This window comes from Citrobacter amalonaticus Y19, from assembly GCF_000981805.1.
Lineage (GTDB): Bacteria > Pseudomonadota > Gammaproteobacteria > Enterobacterales > Enterobacteriaceae > Citrobacter_A > Citrobacter_A amalonaticus_C.
The window spans coordinates 2,856,348-2,873,281 of sequence record NZ_CP011132.1; the positions used below are offsets into that span (position 1 = coordinate 2,856,348).

The 16,934-nt window shown below is 52.0% G+C and carries 20 protein-coding genes and 1 pseudogene; 13 read left to right on the top strand and 8 right to left on the bottom strand.

All coding sequences use genetic code 11. The features are described 5' to 3' along the window. Positions 1–672 precede the first annotated feature (672 nt). From F384_RS30420 to F384_RS13165, 3 genes and pseudogenes are all read left to right on the top strand, one after another. Positions 673–858: pseudogene (locus tag F384_RS30420) on the top strand (IS3 family transposase); the annotation flags it as partial. Between the two features lie 232 nt (positions 859–1,090). After that, complete coding sequence (locus F384_RS13160) at positions 1,091–1,342, top strand: zinc ribbon domain-containing protein (protein WP_046483428.1); 252 nt, start codon at positions 1,091–1,093, stop codon at positions 1,340–1,342. A 7-nt stretch (positions 1,343–1,349) separates the two neighbouring features. Beyond that, complete coding sequence (locus F384_RS13165) at positions 1,350–1,937, top strand: dienelactone hydrolase family protein (protein WP_046483429.1); 588 nt, start codon at positions 1,350–1,352, stop codon at positions 1,935–1,937. 15 nt (positions 1,938–1,952) lie between these two features. On the opposite strand, the gene F384_RS13170 is transcribed toward F384_RS13165, so the two are convergent. Further along, positions 1,953–2,426 (bottom strand): methyltransferase family protein, encoded by a 474-nt coding sequence (locus F384_RS13170; protein WP_052746929.1) that lies wholly within the window; start codon positions 2,424–2,426, stop codon positions 1,953–1,955. Between the two features lie 126 nt (positions 2,427–2,552). Between F384_RS13170 and F384_RS13175 the strand changes: the two genes are divergently transcribed. Continuing rightward, positions 2,553–2,885, top strand: a complete 333-nt coding sequence (locus tag F384_RS13175; RefSeq protein ID WP_042317724.1) for a YegP family protein — start codon at positions 2,553–2,555, stop codon at positions 2,883–2,885. Between the two features lie 49 nt (positions 2,886–2,934). Here the strand turns inward: F384_RS13175 and F384_RS13180 are convergent, their stop codons facing one another. The 4 genes from F384_RS13180 to cynR form a co-directional block, all read right to left on the bottom strand. Beyond that, a complete protein-coding gene (locus F384_RS13180) occupies positions 2,935–3,657 on the bottom strand; it encodes an amino acid ABC transporter ATP-binding protein (protein ID WP_046498144.1) in 723 nt (240 codons plus the stop codon). Next, on the bottom strand, positions 3,644–4,408 hold the full coding sequence (locus tag F384_RS13185; protein ID WP_042317723.1) for an amino acid ABC transporter permease: 765 nt from the start codon (positions 4,406–4,408) through the stop codon (positions 3,644–3,646). Before F384_RS13185 ends, F384_RS13180 begins: the two co-directional genes overlap by 14 nt. A gap of 66 nt (positions 4,409–4,474) precedes the next feature. Beyond that, the gene (locus F384_RS13190; protein ID WP_042317722.1) at positions 4,475–5,242 is read right to left on the bottom strand and encodes a basic amino acid ABC transporter substrate-binding protein; all 768 of its coding nucleotides are present in this window, start codon (positions 5,240–5,242) and stop codon (positions 4,475–4,477) included. A gap of 106 nt (positions 5,243–5,348) precedes the next feature. After that, entirely contained in the window at positions 5,349–6,242 is an 894-nt protein-coding gene (gene cynR / locus F384_RS13195; protein ID WP_046483432.1) for a transcriptional regulator CynR, read from the bottom strand. A 110-nt stretch (positions 6,243–6,352) separates the two neighbouring features. Here cynR and F384_RS13200 point away from each other — a divergent pair, with 110 nt between their 5' ends. From F384_RS13200 to F384_RS13215, 4 genes are all read left to right on the top strand, one after another. Then, positions 6,353–7,012, top strand: coding sequence for a carbonic anhydrase (locus F384_RS13200; protein ID WP_046483434.1), 660 nt, complete (start codon positions 6,353–6,355; stop codon positions 7,010–7,012). Positions 7,013–7,044: 32 nt separating this feature from the next. Continuing rightward, positions 7,045–7,515, top strand: coding sequence for a cyanase (gene cynS / locus F384_RS13205; protein ID WP_046483436.1), 471 nt, complete (start codon positions 7,045–7,047; stop codon positions 7,513–7,515). Between the two features lie 61 nt (positions 7,516–7,576). After that, positions 7,577–8,035, top strand: coding sequence for a nucleoside deaminase (locus tag F384_RS13210; protein WP_046483438.1), 459 nt, complete (start codon positions 7,577–7,579; stop codon positions 8,033–8,035). Further along, a complete protein-coding gene (locus tag F384_RS13215) occupies positions 8,032–9,213 on the top strand; it encodes a cyanate transporter (protein WP_046483439.1) in 1,182 nt (393 codons plus the stop codon). Before F384_RS13210 ends, F384_RS13215 begins: the two co-directional genes overlap by 4 nt. Before the next feature lie 144 nt (positions 9,214–9,357). On the opposite strand, the gene F384_RS13220 is transcribed toward F384_RS13215, so the two are convergent. Continuing rightward, entirely contained in the window at positions 9,358–9,600 is a 243-nt protein-coding gene (locus F384_RS13220) for a DUF2545 family protein (RefSeq protein ID WP_046483441.1), read from the bottom strand. A gap of 422 nt (positions 9,601–10,022) precedes the next feature. On the opposite strand from F384_RS13220, the gene lpxP reads away from it, so the two are divergent. Both lpxP and ypdK read left to right on the top strand, forming a co-directional pair. After that, positions 10,023–10,943, top strand: coding sequence for a kdo(2)-lipid IV(A) palmitoleoyltransferase (gene lpxP / locus F384_RS13225; RefSeq protein ID WP_046483443.1), 921 nt, complete (start codon positions 10,023–10,025; stop codon positions 10,941–10,943). A 370-nt stretch (positions 10,944–11,313) separates the two neighbouring features. Next, complete coding sequence (gene ypdK, locus F384_RS29900; RefSeq protein ID WP_010723117.1) at positions 11,314–11,385, top strand: membrane protein YpdK; 72 nt, start codon at positions 11,314–11,316, stop codon at positions 11,383–11,385. Positions 11,386–11,450: 65 nt separating this feature from the next. On the opposite strand, the gene alaC is transcribed toward ypdK, so the two are convergent. Beyond that, positions 11,451–12,689 carry an alanine transaminase gene (alaC, locus tag F384_RS13235; protein WP_046483447.1) on the bottom strand — a complete coding sequence of 413 codons (1,239 nt, stop codon included), beginning with the start codon at positions 12,687–12,689 and terminating at the stop codon, positions 11,451–11,453. A 387-nt stretch (positions 12,690–13,076) separates the two neighbouring features. Here alaC and F384_RS13240 point away from each other — a divergent pair, with 387 nt between their 5' ends. Together F384_RS13240 and F384_RS13245 are read left to right on the top strand one after the other, a co-directional pair. Beyond that, on the top strand, positions 13,077–14,774 hold the full coding sequence (locus F384_RS13240) for a sensor histidine kinase (RefSeq protein ID WP_155403999.1): 1,698 nt from the start codon (positions 13,077–13,079) through the stop codon (positions 14,772–14,774). A 14-nt stretch (positions 14,775–14,788) separates the two neighbouring features. Beyond that, a complete protein-coding gene (locus F384_RS13245; protein ID WP_046483452.1) occupies positions 14,789–15,523 on the top strand; it encodes a LytR/AlgR family response regulator transcription factor in 735 nt (244 codons plus the stop codon). Positions 15,524–15,559: 36 nt separating this feature from the next. Here F384_RS13245 and F384_RS13250 read toward each other — a convergent pair whose 3' ends face one another. Next, positions 15,560–16,042: a cold-shock protein gene (locus tag F384_RS13250; protein WP_046483454.1), complete on the bottom strand. Its 483-nt coding sequence runs from the start codon at positions 16,040–16,042 to the stop codon at positions 15,560–15,562. A 189-nt stretch (positions 16,043–16,231) separates the two neighbouring features. On the opposite strand from F384_RS13250, the gene F384_RS13255 reads away from it, so the two are divergent. Continuing rightward, positions 16,232–16,930, top strand: a complete 699-nt coding sequence (locus F384_RS13255) for an RluA family pseudouridine synthase (protein WP_046498147.1) — start codon at positions 16,232–16,234, stop codon at positions 16,928–16,930. Positions 16,931–16,934 lie beyond the last annotated feature (4 nt).

Below are 16,934 nucleotides of genomic sequence, written 5' to 3' on the forward strand. Positions count from 1 at the left end.
TCCCTTCAGAAAGAAATATCTGAAAAGCCTCTTTAACAGGATGTTAATTCCTGTTAAATTAAGTGTTCCATTTAATCCCTCCATGTATCTCCACCATGAAGGGATTGTTGTGTAGATGTTATTTCTCTAAAACAGCACAAAGGAAATAATGATGTCTGGAAGTTATTCCGGCTTACGCAGAAATACACTTACCCTGGTAATATTTCACATTGCTTGATATTTCCTTGTTTTAAATACTCTAACAGAACAGAGGACAGAATATGTCTGGGTGATATTTCTATGCGATTACCAAGGTTTATCTGCATCCCTGCACTGATTCAGAGCTATTCAATTAGCACCCCTTATGTATCCTGAGTGAAGTTTTACATTGCACAAAAAATGAGTCAATAGAGGGGAAATGGGCAGATCGGGTATCAACGGCGGTTCTTAACTGCTTATGTGGGCAAAATCTCAGTCGCACCTGATCTTTATTCCTATTTTATCGTGACTTACATTATTCATCGGCTCTCAGTTTAAGAAGTTCTTCCCGGTATTTAAGAACATTATAAATTATTAAACTGTCTTATCATTTAGTTATCGAACGCACATTTACTGTATAGCGCGTGACAGGAACAGGCATCGGTTTCCTGGCACTTGTGTAGTGACACAGTAAATTTGGCCACCTGATTAGAAGTGATATTCTCACCTCAACACACAACAGGTGGATTCATGAACAAGAAAACTAAGCGTACTTTTGCCCCTTAGATCAGGCTGGAATGTGCAAAGTTGATGGTTAATAAGAGCGACTCATATAGACAAGCCAGTGAAGCGATGAATGTCGGTTCTACCACGCTTGAGAGTTGGGTACACCAGCTCAGGTGAGAGCGTCAGGGGATTACGCCCTCTGCAAACCCACATTGCTGCAGAGTAGCAACGTATTCGCGAACCGCAAAGTCCACAAGCCCAGAAAGCCTGGCAGACCCTTATTCTTCAATACATAAATCAAATCAATATTTGTGACACATCCATAAGGGTTATTTGATCTGGCATCGGATTCAGCCCGCCCAATAACCGTATATTTATTAGACGATCACAAAACAAGGAGGATGCAATGTCAGAAAAAGAACAGTATTGCCACGCCTGTGGAATGCCACTATCGATACCTAACGCTAAAGGGGTGAGCGATACGTACTGCACCTATTGCAGCGACGCAGAAGGCAATCTGAAACCCTGGGAGGAAGCCGTAACGGGTCTGGCGGCCTATCTTGACTCCTGGCAAAACGTAGGCCCAGAGGAATCACGTAAGCGCGCTAAACGCTACCTGACTGCCATGCCCGCCTGGGCACACAAAGCGGACGACTAACCCGCAGATGTCCAGCCAACGGTCAGATGCCGTCGTCATTCTGCATGAAATCTACGGCATCAATGCGCATATCCGGCGTACCAGCGAAATGTGGCGAGCGCGTGGGTTCGAGGTCTACGCGCCAGCACTTTTTCCACATGAGGCTCCGTACAGCTATGCCCAGCAAGATGAGGCGTATCACTATTTTTCACACCACGTTGGTTTTGATCCACAACCCGTCTTAACGTTGCTTGCCCCACTGCGCGCGCAATATCGCAAACTGATTGTCATCGGCTACAGCACCGGAGCAACGCTCGCATGGCGAGTTGCAGGAAGCGGCTTGTGTGACGGGGTAATCTGCCATTATGGTTCTCGCATTCGTCAGTACAGCGATGAGTTACCGCACTGCCCTGCGCTGATGATTATGGCTCGCCACGAGCCGTCATTCGACCCTACGGTATTACAACAGAAGCTGGAAACCCTGCCCCTGGTGCAATGTCATATGTTCGATGCGCAGCACGGCTTTTGTGACGCGGACAGCCCCGGATACCTTGCGTGGCAGGCGCGTCACGCTGTCGCCGATGCCATCGCCTTTGTCGATGCAATCTGCGGATAGTCAGCATGATGGCCTTTATAGCCAGCGACGAACCTGTTTAGCGTAGTGTTCCCACTCCGAACCAAAGCGTTTATGCAGCTGGTACTCTTCAAAATCGATATGCAATCGGGCTACCACCAGCATAAAGAACGGTACGGCAATCACGCCTGGCAGACTGCCCATCCAGAGCGCAACGGCAAGTTGCACACCTGTTAGTCCAAGATAAATAGGATTTCGACTCCAGGCATAGCATCCGTACGTGACCAGCGTCGTTGTTTTATCCGCCTGAAGCGGATTAAGCGTGGTGCGATTCACATGCATGTGCCACGCGGTCGTCAGGATGACGCCGAGGCTTATCACCGCGATCGCCATACTCAGTACCTGAGTGACCAGGCCAAAGGTAAAACGCGGATTTGCGCTCAGACAATCCCCGACCACAAAGATTAACAGAATGACCGGCGGTGGAAACCGACTCCTGAGTTTTGCAAGACGCACGTTGATCGGTTTCATTTCTCTCCTTCTGCACCGCGACTATTTGAGATTTTTCAGATCCCTTCGAATATTGCCTGATAAATTATTATTAAACTATGCTCAATACGGTGCGGTAATTCCTCTCTTTTCAAAAAGGTGATAATTATGGCCGGTTGGTTTGAATTAAGTAAGAGTACAAACGATCAGTTCCGCTTCGTACTGAAAGCAGGTAATGGTGAGGTGATCCTCACAAGCGAACTGTACACCACGAAAGCGGCGGCAGAAAATGGCATTGCCTCCGTTCAGTCAAATAGCCCGCTGGACGAGCGCTACGAAACGAAAACGGCGTCGAACGGTAAGTTTTTCTTTAATTTAAAAGCAGGCAATCATCAGGTTATTGGCACCAGTCAGATGTATGCCTCCACGCAGTCGCGTGACGTGGGTATCGCGTCGGTAAAAACAAACGGCAGCAGCAAAACAATAAAAGAGCAGATCTGATTTTTGACGTAAATGGCCAGATCGGAAAATACCGATCTGGCATCTTATATCAGAGAACCTTACTTAAAAATTCAGCCGTTCGCGGATTCGCTGGCGACGTAAAAAGCACCTCAGGCGATCCCTCTTCCTGGATAATACCGTGATCGATAAAAATGACCCGGTCGGCCACTTCACGGGCAAATCCCATTTCGTGGGTAACGATCGCCATGGTCATGCCTTCGTTAGCCAGGTTCTTCATCACCGCCAGCACATCGCCGACTAACTCCGGATCCAGCGCCGAGGTGGGCTCATCAAACAGCATGATCGAGGGATTCATTGCCAGCGCGCGTGCAATCGCCACGCGCTGCTGCTGACCGCCCGACAGACGCGAAGGCCAGGCATCGCGTTTATCACTTAACCCGACCTTTTCCAACAGCATTTCCGCCTGGCTGACCGCTTCACTGCGGGAGAGCCCCAACAGCATTTGCGGCGCCATCATCAGGTTGTCCAGCACCGTCATGTGCGGAAACAGATTAAAACGCTGGAATACCATTCCCACGCTTTCACGCATTTTATTGAGATCGGTTTTGCGATCGTGAACGGCAAAACCGTTCACCACGACTTCGCCTTCGGTAACCGTTTCGAGCGCATTCATGCAGCGTAAGAAGGTGCTTTTCCCGGACCCTGACGGACCAATGATACACACCACTTCCTGGGGTTTGATATCACAGTCAATCCCGCGCAGAACGTGGTTGTCACCAAAGTGTTTATGTAAATTTTTAATGTGGATCACTTTTACCAAACCTTTTTTCCAGACGGTTAACCAGCTGCGCCAGCAGGAAGGTGAGTACCCAGTACACCAGTGAAATGGTCAGGTAGGGTTCCCAGTAGGTTGCGTAAGCACCTGAAACCGTACGCGCTGCGTAGGCCAGATCGGCAAGCCCGATAGCCGAGGCGAGTGAGGAATCTTTGACAATCGCAATGGCGTTGTTGCCCAGCGGCGGGAGAATACGGCGAAAAGCCTGAGGCAGGATAACTTTGCGCATGGTTTTCCACCACGGCATTCCCAGCGCCCGCGACGCCTCCATCTGACCTGGGTCAATCGACTGGATCCCCGCACGGAAGATCTCGGAAACATAGGCCCCGGCGTTTAGCGTTATCGCCACAATACAGGATAAGAAAGCACCGTAGCCCGAGCGCAGTTCGCGGGCGACATCGGCGCTCATCAGCCCGCTGGTAACCAGCATCCCGTCTCGGGGATTGATGAACAACGGCACCAGCGCAAAATGGACGACCATGATCTGAACAAACAGTGGTGTTCCGCGAAAGGCGCTGACGTAGAAACGAACGGGATACTGAACACAATAGCGGAGTGCGTATTTCCAGAAGCCGTGCTCGGCTTTTGCCATGCGGCCCAGCCCCAGCGTTAACCCCCAGAGTGTGCCCAAGCAGACACAGATGATGGTACATTTTATGGTCATCCATGCGCCTTCCATAAACAATGGCGCATACTCCTGGATGATTTCCCAACGAAATCCCGTCATGGTTTTCCCCTGCAAAAAAGCTGACACAGACAGCGTGTCAGCTTAAAAATAAATTAATAATGCAAATTACTCTGACGGAAGCGTCGGGACTTCGCTGTCAAACCAGGTTTTATAAATTTTATCGTAGGTGCCATCAGCGATGATTTTCTTCAATCCCGCGTTAATCTTCTGCTGTAATTCGGTATTCCCTTTGGCGACCGCAATACCAAAATACTGGCGCTCGAACTTGGCGTCCGGGACGAGCTTGAACTGTTTTTCCGGGTGCTGCTTGATGTAGTATTTCACCACGCCGACATCGCCAACCGCCGCGCTGACACCGTCTTCAAACAATTCCTGCAACATTAACGGCGTATTGTCGAAACGCTTGATCGCGGTGCTGTTTTTCCCCAGAACGCCAGAAACCACAATGTCGCCGGTGCTGGAGTTAACGACGCCAACTTTTTCCGTCTTCAGCGAGTCCAGAGAACTCACTTTTGAATCAGCCGGAACGACAATGGACTGCTCCGCCGGGAAATAAGGGAGAGAAAAATCCACCATCTGTTTACGTTTATCCGTGATGGTGATCCCCGAGATAATGATGTCGCGATCCCCGGAACCCAGCGTCGCGAAGATACCTTCCCACGGCGTGTTGACCAGCTTGACATCAAAGTTTTCCGCTTTCGCGATGGCTTTAATAATATCGATATCAAAGCCTTCCAGCTGTTTCTGGCTGTTTTCAAACTCAAACGGGCGATAGGTGCCACCCGCGCCGACCACGTAGGTTTCTTGTGCTGCAAAAGCGGCCCCGGTCAACGCCATCATCAAACATCCTGCTTTTATCCACTGACTGAACATTCCCTTCTCCTTTTATTTTTATGCACATTTACTGCATAAAAATACCCAAACTGATTTCCTTATGCAATCACTATCTGATCCGCAGTTTGCCTCACCGGATCCCCGCTTAACTCGCCGCTGATACTGCCTTTGCGCCTTCCTGCGCCATCGCGACAAACGCCCTGGCGGCAGCGGTTCGCCAGGCACCTTTGCGCTGCATTAATACGGCCGTGCGTTCAAGGAGTTGCGGAGTCAGTGAAATCGCCTGTAGGTCGTGACTCTGCGCGGCGATGGGCGCAGGCAGCAGCGTGGATAATCCGGTGCGCCGCACCAGTTCCAGCACCGCGCTGATGGAGTTGACCTCCATGAGAATCTGCGGTCGCAGTCCTGCCTGACGGCAGTAGCGATCAATCTGTTCCCGGGTAGCGAACTCCGCATTCAGTAAAATCAATTTTTCGTCATTGAGCACGCGCAAATCCACCGACGCCTGTGCGGCCAGCGGATGATGATTTGCCACGACCAGGGCCAGGTTTTCAGTCAGCAACGGCTGTGCATCAATATCCGATGAGTGAACTTCATCGAAGGCAATACCGACGTCCAGTTCGTCATTAACCAGCCTCTCTTCGATTCTGTCTTGTGATATTTCCTGTAGCTGTAAGGTCACATTGGGATAGCGGGCATAGAATTCAGCCAGTAATGGGCCGATAAACCAGGCGGTAAAGGTCGGCGTGACCGCAACGCGCAGGGAACCCCGGCTCAGATCCTCCACATCATGAATGGCGCGTTTGCCCTCTTCCAGCGCCTGTAGCGCACTGCGCACATAGCGCAGATAGACCTCTCCCGCATCGGTCAGCCGGGTCATACGCCCGCTGCGATCGAACAACTGCACGCCCAACATCTCTTCCAGTTGCCTGATTTGCTGCGAAAGCGCCGGTTGCGAAACGTGCAGCGCCGCCGCTGCACGGGTGAATCCGTGATGCTCCGCCACGGCGAGAAAATAGTGGGTGTGTCGATCCAGCATCGCCTTTACCTATAAGATTTTCCAATAGACTCCATTATAAATGAGTCTTTTATCTTATGATACGAAGCACGTAGCCTGTGTTCATCGCATAGCGAGACAGAGGATTATTCGTGAAAGAGATTATTGATGGCTTCCTGAAGTTTCAGCGCACTGTATTTCCTGAACGCGCGGAATTATTCAGACGCCTTGCCACCCAGCAAAACCCCCGTGCGTTATTCATCTCCTGTTCGGACAGCCGCCTGGTCCCCGAACTGGTCACGCAGCGCGAGCCGGGCGATCTGTTCGTGATCCGCAACGCTGGCAATATTGTGCCGTCATATGGTCCTGAACCCGGTGGGGTGACCGCCTCGGTGGAATACGCCGTCTCTGCACTTCGCGTTACCGACATTGTTATCTGTGGACACTCCGACTGCGGCGCAATGACCGCGATTGCCGGATGTCACTGCCTGGACCACATGCCAGCCGTCGATCACTGGTTGCGCTATGCGGACTCCGCTCGCGTAGTCAACGAGTCACGCGAGCACGCCTCTTTGACCGAAAAAACGGCCTCGATGGTGCGTGAAAACGTCATCGCACAACTCGCCAACATTCAGACCCATCCCTCAGTGCGTCTCGCACTTGAAGAGGGGCGCATTGCGCTCCACGGCTGGGTCTACGACATCGAAAGCGCAGAGATTGCCGCTTACGACGGTGCCAGCAGACGGTTCGTCTCACTGGCAAAAAACCCGAACACCTGCGCGATGCCTTATCGCCAGTCATCCGCAGCCTGAGCTATTTTTTAACGTATCAAAGAGGTTCCATTATGATTCAGTCGCAAATTAACCGTGATATTCGCCTGGCCCTGGCCGACCAGATCCTGCTGAGCAAAGCCAGAAAAGATCTCACGTTTGCCCAACTCGCGGACGGCACCGGCTTATCAGAAGCATTTGTCACTGCCGCACTGCTCGGTCAACACGCCCTTCCGGCCGATGCTGCGCGTCTCGTCGGCGAGAAACTGGCCCTCGACAACGATGCGGTACTGTTGTTACAGACCATTCCACTGCGCGGCAGTATTGACGATCGCGTACCGACAGACCCGACGATGTACCGTTTCTATGAGATGTTGCAGGTATACGGCACCACGCTAAAAGCGCTGGTTCACGAAAAATTTGGCGACGGCATTATCAGCGCCATTAATTTCAAGCTGGATGTCAAAAAAGTGGCGGATCCGGAAGGCGGCGAGCGCGCTGTGATTACCCTGGATGGTAAGTATTTGCCGACGAAGCCCTTCTAATCCATCAGAACGGTACGCGCAGGCGTATCGTTCTTCTTTTCTCTGCTCACAGGAGTAAAGCATGTCTGCACATGATAACTATCTGCAACAGGCGCTGGCCCTGGCAGCCCGCAACGTTGAACAGGGTGGACGCCCATTTGGCGCGGTCATTGTCCGCAACGGCGAAACGATCGCCGAAGCCGTCAACACCCTGCACCTGGATGATGATCCCACCGGGCATGCGGAGCTCAACGCCATTCGGGCGATTGCGGCTCATTCAGGCAGCGCGACGCTTCGCGAATGCGTGGTTTACGCCAGCGGACAACCGTGTCCGATGTGCCTTAGCGCAATGTATCTCACCGGCGTGAAAGAAGTCTGGTTCGCCAACAGCAATGCCGATGGCGAAGCATTCCATCTCTCCACTGCGGCAATTTATCAGCAGTTACAGCAGCCCCTCGATCAACAAATCCTGCCCGTTCATCATCTTGCGCAACCCAATGGGCTGGCAGTTTATCAACGCTTCGCTGAAAAACAGTCATGAACAAAACCCCGCACATTGGCCTGGCTCTGCTGGTTCTGGTGCTGATTGGCCTGAATATGCGTCCGCTGTTGACCTCTGTCGGCCCACTGCTGCCGCAACTGCGTGCCGCTAGCGGCATGAGCTTTGCCGTGGCGTCGCTGCTCACGGCATTGCCGATGATCGCCATGGGCGCGCTGGCGCTGGCCGGAGGATGGATCAATCGTCATATCAGCGAACGTCTCAGCGTCGCCTTAGGTTTGTTGATGGTGATGACTGGCGCGTTGCTTCGCGAACTGGCACCGCACAGCGTTATGCTGCTCAGCAGCGCCCTGCTGGGCGGCATCGGTATTGGGATCGTTCAGGTGGTGATGCCAACGGTGATTAAGCGTCTTTTCCATCGTCGCATGCCGCAGGTGATGGGGCTCTGGTCGGCCGCCCTGATGGGCGGAGGGGGACTCGGCGCGGCGATGACGCCGTGGCTCGCGCAGCACAGCGAACTCTGGCACCGCTCGCTGGCATGGTGGGCCCTGCCCGCGCTGATTGCCCTGGTCGGCTGGCTGGCGCAACGTCACTCAACAGAGATTCCTTCACCTCACCCGAAAAGTGCTGCCGTGCGCGTCGTACTCAACCCGCGCGCCTGGACGCTGGGACTCTATTTTGGCGTGATCAATGGCGGTTACGGCAGTCTGATTGCCTGGCTGCCGCCGTACTATATTCAGTTGGGAGAAAGTGCACAGTTCAGCGGCACGCTGCTGGCGCTGATGACCGTCGGTCAGACCGCGGGGGCGCTGATATTGCCAATGCTCGCGCGTCATCAGGATCGCCGTAAACTGCTACTTTTCGCGCTGACCTTACAGATGCTTGGCTTTTGTGGTTTTATTCTCTGGCCTGCGCAGTTGCCAATTCTCTGGGCCGTGGTTTGCGGTTTTGGCCTGGGCGGCGCATTTCCTTTATGCCTGGTGCTGGCGCTCGATCATGCCCAACATCCGGTGATATCCGGCAAATTAGTCGCTTTTATGCAGGGGATTGGTTTTATTATCGCCGGTCTCTCTCCCTGGCTCTCCGGTATTTTGCGTAGCCTGAGCGGAAATTACTGGCTTGACTGGACGTTCCACGCCCTCTGTGTTGCCGGGTTGATGGCGCTCACGCTGCGTTTCGTGCCCGCACGCTATCCACAGGAATGGTCTGTCGCCGATTGAGGACGAAGGAAAGAAGGAATTTGCCGGATTGTTTTTGTTGGTCCTGACAACGAAAGTGCCAGTTGGCTGGCACTTTCTCATACGACTCGATAACTCTTTCTAAAAATGGCAATCATCAATACTCATGATTTATTGCCGGGCCAATTAGCGTTTACCGTACCCCACCATAAAACGGATGATCAGACCGCAGGCAGGTGAAAGAAAAAGAAACAATCCTGTGACCATTTCATCACCCGCAGTCAACCACATCGTGGTGTAGTATATCAGCACCGCCAGAATGACCATGCCGACAAACGCGCTAATGGCTGAACCCCAACCTAAAACCTGTGCGATATAGCCGCTGACACCCAGCATACTCACGAGCAGAAAGGCTAAAAAAAAGATCATCGCTGTACCTCCTTTTTGCGTGAACTCAAAACGTAAATCATTACTCTCCTTATATTTTCAATCATAAGCTAAAGTGGCCCTTCCGGCAAATCTCGCCACTTTTTTATAACAATGGTAATTACACGAATATTCCGCATTGTTCTTTTCTAACTTTATTAAAAACAACCCATTAAAAATCACGCCATTATTTTTTATGTACAATGCAAATATTTACGCTTCTTGATTAATTATTTGTGGCTGACATTAATCCCCGGATGGTACATTATACGTCCAGCATTCATGCCCCTCGTGGTTTTATCCTGACGCAGTTTTACACTCTTTGCAGGAACCATTGTCGTACATGATGGCCTAAAACATTGAGTGTACCGCGTTGGAGAATACGTCTTCTGCGATACAAAAATGGGTATCAATAGAAGGTATTTATGTTCCCAACATGCAAATTTTCCCGCGCGTTCTTGCATCCGCGTTACTGGCTCACCTGGTTTGGTCTTGGTGTGCTTTGGTTATTGGTGCAACTGCCCTACCCGGTTCTGTGCTTTCTCGGCACCCGAACAGGTTCGCTGGCACGCCCTTTCCTGAAACGTCGCGAGTCCATCGCCCGTAAAAACCTTGAGCTCTGCTTCCCGTCTTATACTCAGGAACAGAGAGAAAAGATGATCGAAGAGAATTTCCGTTCTCTCGGCATGGCGCTGCTGGAAACCGGCATGGCCTGGTTCTGGCCGGACCGTCGCGTGCGTAAATGGTTTGATGTTGAAGGACTGGACAACCTGCAACGCGCGCAGGCGCAAAACCGCGGCGTGATGGTGGTTGGCGTTCACTTTATGTCACTGGAACTCGGTGGCCGGGTGATGGGTCTTTGCCAGCCGATGATGGCGACCTATCGTCCACACAACAATCCGCTGATGGAGTGGGTACAGACCCGTGGACGGATGCGTTCAAATAAAGCCATGATCGGCAGAAACAATCTGCGCGGCATCGTCGGCGCGCTGAAGAAAGGCGAAGCCGTCTGGTTTGCTCCGGACCAGGATTACGGCCCGAAAGGCAGTTCATTCGCCCCGTTCTTCGCCGTTAAAGACGTGGCGACCACGAACGGTACCTATGTGTTGTCGCGTTTGTCAGGTTCGGCCATGCTCACCGTTACGATGGTCAGAAAAGTGGATAACAGCGGCTACCGTCTGTATATCTCTCCTGAGATGAAAGGCTATCCGGCTGATGAAAATCAGGCCGCCGCCTATATGAACAAAATTATCGAGAAAGAGATCATGCGCGCACCCGAGCAGTATCTCTGGATCCACCGTCGCTTTAAAACCCGCCCATTGGGTGAAGCCTCGCTCTACATTTAAAAAAGGCCGCAAGGCCTTTTTTATTGTCTGCCACCCGCCAACAACCTTGATTAGACTATGGTTTTTATCCTCGTTTTTTGCGCTATACATCGCGTCGCTCAACAGTGATTTATTACCCTCTGCAATTATACTGTCGCCGAATCCCGACAGTTGTAAGTTACTAAAAGTAAATAAGAAAATCCCTCTTGTCTCGCTCCTTTTTTAGGCGTACATTAGCGCCGTCTGGAGCAATCAACGCACAGAATTCTGAGGTGATACCACAGACGAAACAGGGAATATTCCGGGTTTCGTTTTTACCGGTCTCAGCTCTCTATAATCAGATGAGATGAAATTCATTCAGGCGTATCAGTCATTACGCGGAGAGATGAAAGTGAAATATTTCTTTATGGGCATTTCTTTTATGGTCATCGTTTGGGCCGGTACGTTCGCCCTGATGATCTAGAGACAACAATGCAGCAAAAAGCAGGAGCCGATGGCTCCTGTTTGCGTTTGGATGGACAGAACGTTTTACTCGAGGGTTTCAGAGGTCGATTTCGTTCCGGCAGGCAGCAAGCCATCGGCGCGGAACATCGATTTAATCCCTCTGATTGCCTGACGGATACGATCGCGGTTCTCAATCAGCGCGAAGCGCACATGGGTATCACCGTAATCACCAAAACCAATGCCGGGCGATACACACACTTTGGCGTCATTCAGTAGCTTCTTCGCGAAGTCCAGTGACCCCATCCCGGCATACTGTTCCGGGATCTTCGCCCACACGTACATCGAGGCCTTCGGCATTTCGACCATCCACCCTGCCTCATGCAGTCCTTTCACCAGCACGTCACGACGACGCTTATACTGTTCGGCGATATCCCTCACGCACTGTTGATCGCCTTCCAGCGCCGCAATGGCGGCAACCTGCAACGGGGTAAACGTACCGTAGTCGTGATAGCTCTTAATCCGCGCCAGAGCATTGACCAGCGTTTTGTTGCCGACCATAAAGCCAATGCGCCAGCCGGCCATGTTGTAACTTTTCGACAACGTGAAAAACTCCACCGCCACGTCGCGCGCCCCTGGCACCTGCATGATGGACGGCGCTTTCCAGCCATCGTAAACGATGTCGGCATAAGCCAGATCGTGTACCACCAGTACATCGTAACGCTTCGCCAGCGCGACCACTTTCTCAAAAAATTCTAACTCGACGCACTGTGCCGTCGGGTTAGACGGGAAACCGAGGATCATCATCTTCGGTTTTGGATAACTTTCGCGAATCGCGCGTTCCAGTTCGTTGAAGAAATCGATACCTTCCACCAGCGGAACAGAACGCACCTGGGCGCCAGCGATCACCGCGCCGTAGATATGAATGGGATAGCTGGGATTCGGCACCAGCACCGTATCACCATGATCGAGCGTTGCCAGCATCAGGTGCGCCAGCCCCTCTTTTGAACCAATGGTGACGATCGCTTCGGATTCCGGATCAATATCAACGTCATAACGTTCCTGATACCACCGGGAGATGGCTCGACGCAGACGCGGAATACCGCGAGAAGTGGAATAACCGTGCGTATCCGGGCGCTGCGCCACGGTACACAGTTTTTCGACGATATGAGGCGGCGTCGGACCGTCCGGGTTCCCCATGCTGAAGTCGATAATATCTTCGCCGCGCCGACGCGCAGCCATCTTCAGTTCAGCCGTGATGTTAAAAACGTAAGGGGGGAGACGATCAATACGCGTAAAGCGACGTTCAGGGCGAGAGTCAGCCATAATTTCCTCAGATTCACGTTAGCGCCCGGACCGTCCGAGCGACGCTGCCACGATGGTGGCATGTTTAGAAAATAGCCTGATTAAAATCCCTCTGTCGAGAGGGAAAGGAAAATATTTTTTCGTCTCACAAAAGAGGAATGTCGATTTTAAAAGAGGAAATAATCTGTTTTCACTGTCGTTAGATGTTACTTTTTTATAACACTTTGTTGTTGTGCTGGTAACCACGAAAGCCCGCGATTGATGAGATGTATTGTCAATACACCAATCGCCCAACAATCCCCTTTTAAAATTAAGGTTTTTCCTCATTAGCCACCCGATCTCAGCAGACTGGTCATCCGCCCTGCGGTTACCTATCATAGTGCTTTAACCCTTTGGCAAGAGTCCCCCGTGCACGAAATATTTACCATGCTGCTGGCCGTCTTTGACCGGGCAGCGCTGATGCTATTCTGCCTGTTCTTTCTCATCCGCATCCGCCTGTTTCGCGAGCTGCTGCATAAGTCTGCCCATACGCCAAAAGAACTGCTCGCCGTCACCGCCATTTTTTCGATGTTCGCGTTGTTCAGCACCTGGTCCGGCGTGCCGGTAGAAGGTTCACTGGTGAACGTGCGTATTATTGCCGTGATGTCAGGCGGGATCCTGTTTGGTCCGTGGGTGGGCATTATTACAGGGGTCATTGCCGGAACGCATCGCTATCTGATCGACATTGGCGGCGTGACGGCGGTCCCCTGCTTTATCACCAGCATTCTGGCGGGTTGTCTCGCTGGCTGGATTAACCGCAAGATCCCCAAAGCCCAGCACTGGCGCGCCGGGATATTAGGCGGCATGCTGTGTGAAACGCTGACGATGATCCTGGTTGTCCTCTGGGCGCCAACCACCGAACTGGGGCTGGATATCGTCTCGAAAATCGGTATTCCAATGATCCTCGGCAGCGTCTGTATCGGGTTTATCGTGCTGCTGGTACAGAGCGTTGAGGGTGAGAAAGAAGCAAGCGCCGCGCGACAGGCCAAGCTGGCACTGGATATTGCCAATAAAACCCTGCCCCTGTTTCGCCAGGTCAACAGCGAATCGCTGCGCCAGATCTGCGAAATCATTCGTCACGATATCCACGCTGATGCGGTGGCAATTACTAATACCCAACACGTGCTGGCTTACGTCGGCGTCGGGGAAGCCAACTACCGCAACCACGATGACGTTGTCAGCCCGACCACTCAGCAGGCGATCAGTCATGGTGAAATCATCATTAAAAACAATGATGAAGCGCACCGCACGCCGGAGATCCACTCCATGCTGGTCATTCCATTATGGGAAAAGGGCGTCGTGACCGGCACGCTGAAAATTTACTACTGCCACGCCCATCAGATCACCTCGTCATTGCAGGAGATGGCAATCGGTCTGTCGCAGATTATCTCGACTCAGCTCGAGGTGTCCCGTACCGAGCAATTACGGGAGATGGCAAATAAGGCAGAGCTACGCGCGCTGCAAAGTAAAATTAATCCTCATTTCCTGTTTAACGCCCTGAACGCGATTTCATCATCGATTCGGCTTAATCCGGACACGGCCCGTCAGCTCATTTTTAATTTGTCGCGTTACCTGCGCTATAACATTGAGTTAAAGGATGACGAGCAGATCGACATCAAAAAAGAGCTGTACCAAATCAAGGATTACATTGCCATTGAACAGGCCCGTTTTGGCGACAAGCTGACCGTGATTTATGATATTGATGAAGAGGTCACCTGCTCCATTCCCAGCCTGCTGATACAACCGTTAGTGGAGAACGCCATTGTTCATGGCATTCAGCCCTGTAAAGGAAAAGGCGTGGTGACGATTAGCGTCGCCGAATGCGGCAACCGGGTGCGCATTGCCGTAAGAGACACCGGCCACGGTATCGATCCGAAAGTGATTGAGCGTGTGGAATCCAACGAAATGCCGGGCAATAAAATTGGCCTGCTTAATGTCCATCATCGCGTTAAGCTGTTATATGGTGAAGGCCTGCATATTCGCCGCCTGGAACCCGGTACTGAGATCGCCTTTTATGTGCCGAACCAGCACACCGCGACCGCGACGCCCGCCACGTTATTGCTTTAAGCCGGAGTAACACTGTGAAAGTCATCATCGTTGAAGATGAATTCCTCGCCCAACAGGAACTCAGTTGGCTGATTAAAGAACACAGCCAGATGGAGATTGTCGGCACGTTTGACGACGGTCTGGATGTGCTGAAGTTTTTGCAGCATCACCGCGTCGACGCCATTTTTCTCGATATCAATATTCCGTCGCTGGACGGCGTTCTGCTGGCGAAAAATATCAGTCAGTTCGCTCATAAGCCGTTTATTGTGTTTATTACCGCGTGGAAAGAACATGCGGTTGAAGCGTTCGAACTGGAAGCGTTTGACTATATTCTCAAGCCATATCAGGAATCACGGATCGTCGGGATGCTGCAAAAGCTGGAGGCGGCCTGGCAACAGCAACAGTCCGGCACCGCCGCGGCTGGGCCCGTTACGCGTGAAAACGACACCATCAACCTGATCAAAGATGAGCGGATCATCGTCACGCCGATCAACGATATTTATTACGCCGAAGCGCATGAGAAAATGACGTTTGTCTATACGCGGCGGGAGTCGTACGTGATGCCCATCAATATCACCGAGTTCTGCAACAAACTGCCGCCTTCGCATTTTTTCCGCTGCCACCGCTCGTTCTGCGTCAACCTGAACAAGATCCGTGAGATTGAACCGTGGTTTAACAATACCTATATTCTGCGGCTCAAGGATCTGGAATTTGAGATCCCGGTAAGCCGCAGTAAGGTAAAAGAGTTCCGCCAGTTAATGCATTTATAGTGGACGGCGTTGCGCTGTCGCCTGGCCGCGCAGAAATCAGACTTTGAGCATGTTGACCGTGGACTCGATATCAATCTCATCTTCCGAGAAGATCAGCGTCGTGCCCTGAAAGGTGGTGATCGCCAGTTTTTTCACTGTGCGCATTTCACCTGATTTCTCCGTGGCTTTCGGTCTGATATTGCTCATCAGCAGCCCGACAGAGAGCACCGCATTTTCTTTATCAATCGGCGTATCGGCCGGAACCTCTTCGCTGAACACCACGAATGACTTAATCGAGGTGAGCTTCAGGCGCTCGCCCGCGATATAGATATATTTGCTGTCCGGTACGACCTTCACCGCATACGCAGAGAGACCTTTGTTATTGGTGGTGGGCTCAAAGGTTACCGCCGCATCTTTCTTGAGAAGCTCTGGGTTGGCAACCTTAATCACATGAAAATAGCGGTTATCGCCGTTCTCATCTTTGATAAATCCAAAACCTTTATCTTTAAACCACGTTGTGATTGTTCCGTTCATCGCCATTACCGTCTGGTTAATCTACTCAATTTTTTGCAGCGCGCAGTGTAAAGCACAATGCCTGCGCAGGCCACGTCTTTGGGTTAAGTCTGGATGATAAATTTCAGCGACGCGAGGGAAAGTGAAGTCACCGTCATTCGCCGGGCGGCGGAAAATGGGTTATTATCCGCACCCACTTTCCCGCCGGGCAGCCTGATGTCGACGATTATTGATACCTTTATTGCCCCACCGTGCGACGACGAGATAGAGACACTCTATCAGGACGATCACCTGGTGATTATCAACAAACCCGCCGGGTTGCTCAGTCTTTCAGGGAAGAATCCGCAAAATCTCGATTCAGTACACTATCGACTGGTTCAGCAATTCCCTGGCTGTACGCTGGTCCACCGCCTGGATTTCGGCACGTCCGGACTGATAGTGGTGGCGCGTAATAAAGCGATCAATGCCGCTCTCTGCCACCAGTTCAGCCAGCGCACTGTCAGTAAAGTCTACAGCGCGCTGCTCTGCGGACATCTGGACGCTGACGAGGGAACGATAGACGCACCGATTGCTAAAGATCCGGCCCTGTTCCCGCTGATGTCGATTTGCCCGATCAAGGGCAAGCCCGCGCGGTCGCATTATCAGGTCGTTGAGCGTGTTGTCTGGCAACTGGCCGATGGAACCGCAATACCGTTGACGCGGGTGCAACTCACGCCGGAAACCGGGCGTACACATCAGCTACGCATTCACTGCCAGCGAATGGGGCACCCCATTCTGGGCTGCGACCTGTATGGCGGTCGCCTGCTGCCCGGTACAGAACAAACTTCGCGTCTGATGCTTCACGCCAGCGAACTGCGCTTTGTTCATCCCGTCAGCGGGGAGTGCATCAACGCGCATCACGCCGCGCCATTCTGAGCGC

Excerpts from the sequence above, each read along its gene's own strand:
- F384_RS13160 (WP_046483428.1), top strand. The coding sequence starts at position 1,091 with ATGTCAGAAAAAGAACAGTATTGCCACGCCTGTGGAATGCCACTATCG.
- F384_RS13165 (WP_046483429.1), top strand. The coding sequence starts at position 1,350 with ATGTCCAGCCAACGGTCAGATGCCGTCGTCATTCTGCATGAAATCTAC.
- F384_RS13170 (WP_052746929.1), bottom strand. The coding sequence starts at position 2,426 with ATGAAACCGATCAACGTGCGTCTTGCAAAACTCAGGAGTCGGTTTCCA.
- F384_RS13175 (WP_042317724.1), top strand. The coding sequence starts at position 2,553 with ATGGCCGGTTGGTTTGAATTAAGTAAGAGTACAAACGATCAGTTCCGC.
- F384_RS13185 (WP_042317723.1), bottom strand. The coding sequence starts at position 4,408 with ATGACGGGATTTCGTTGGGAAATCATCCAGGAGTATGCGCCATTGTTT.
- F384_RS13190 (WP_042317722.1), bottom strand. The coding sequence starts at position 5,242 with ATGTTCAGTCAGTGGATAAAAGCAGGATGTTTGATGATGGCGTTGACC.
- cynR (WP_046483432.1), bottom strand. The coding sequence starts at position 6,242 with ATGCTGGATCGACACACCCACTATTTTCTCGCCGTGGCGGAGCATCAC.
- cynS (WP_046483436.1), top strand. The coding sequence starts at position 7,045 with ATGATTCAGTCGCAAATTAACCGTGATATTCGCCTGGCCCTGGCCGAC.
- F384_RS13210 (WP_046483438.1), top strand. The coding sequence starts at position 7,577 with ATGTCTGCACATGATAACTATCTGCAACAGGCGCTGGCCCTGGCAGCC.
- F384_RS13215 (WP_046483439.1), top strand. The coding sequence starts at position 8,032 with ATGAACAAAACCCCGCACATTGGCCTGGCTCTGCTGGTTCTGGTGCTG.
- F384_RS13220 (WP_046483441.1), bottom strand. The coding sequence starts at position 9,600 with ATGATCTTTTTTTTAGCCTTTCTGCTCGTGAGTATGCTGGGTGTCAGC.
- lpxP (WP_046483443.1), top strand. The coding sequence starts at position 10,023 with ATGTTCCCAACATGCAAATTTTCCCGCGCGTTCTTGCATCCGCGTTAC.
- alaC (WP_046483447.1), bottom strand. The coding sequence starts at position 12,689 with ATGGCTGACTCTCGCCCTGAACGTCGCTTTACGCGTATTGATCGTCTC.
- F384_RS13250 (WP_046483454.1), bottom strand. The coding sequence starts at position 16,042 with ATGGCGATGAACGGAACAATCACAACGTGGTTTAAAGATAAAGGTTTT.
- F384_RS13255 (WP_046498147.1), top strand. The coding sequence starts at position 16,232 with ATGTCGACGATTATTGATACCTTTATTGCCCCACCGTGCGACGACGAG.